This is a genomic window from Oleiphilus sp. HI0067 (genome assembly GCF_001635735.1).
This window is the reverse complement of record NZ_LWFI01000093.1, coordinates 1-873: the sequence shown is the minus strand read 5'-3', so window position 1 is coordinate 873 and position 873 is coordinate 1. Positions and strand designations below refer to the sequence as shown.

Below are 873 nucleotides of genomic sequence, written 5' to 3'. Positions count from 1 at the left end.
TACTAAATGGTGGCAGTGCGCAGAGCTGTCTTTCTCGCAACTCATTTTCCATAAAGCTGTGATAATCGTGTTGTTTTAAGGTCTCGAAGAGTGAGTGCTCGGGTTGGCGTGTTTGTATCGCTACATGCCCTGCTTTTTCTCCGCGGCCAGCCCTGCCCGCAACTTGCAATAATTGTTGAGCACCTTTTTCCATTGCCCGGAAGTCTGAGCTAAAAAATAGGCCGTCCGCATCGACGACAACAACGAGTGTGACGTCTGGAAAATCATGTCCTTTTGCAAGCATCTGTGTGCCTACAATTAAGCAAGGGGAGCCATCTCGAATCTCTGTGATGCATTCGTCCAATTGTGTTTGGTTTTTAATGTTGTCGCGATCGAGGCGCAGCGTTCGGGTATGCGGGAAATAATAATTAAGTATTTGTTCTATACGTTCTGTGCCTGCACCAACTGCATTCACATTTGTACCTTGGCACTCTGGACATTGGTGGCTGATCTGATGTTTGTGGTCGCAATGATGACAATGTAGATGCGCAGGAGTGTTGTGCACGGTCATTCGCGCGTCACAGTTAGGGCAGTGGCATATCCAGCCACAATCAAAGCACATTAAACTCGGCGCGAGACCTCGGCGGTTATGGAAAATAATGACCTGATTGTTTTGATCAATTTCTGATTTGATGCGTGCCAATGTTCGTGGGCTAAGAATGTCCTTAGACTTTAGCGCTCTCATATCTTCAAGGCTGACGCTGGGCAATACGCTTTTCTTGGCACGATGTTTCAGTGTTAAGTGTTTGAATCGTCCTTCCAAAATGTTGAGAGAGCTGTCTGATGAAGGGGTGGCGCTGCCAAGAATAACAGGGCATTGGTTGAGCTGCGCCC

General features: G+C 47.5%; 1 protein-coding gene. It reads right to left on the bottom strand.

What is annotated here, in order from left to right; translation table 11 throughout:
• Positions 1 to 873: primosomal protein N' (priA, locus tag A3739_RS01355; RefSeq protein ID WP_068499956.1), on the bottom strand; the 873-nt coding region annotated here is incomplete at both ends.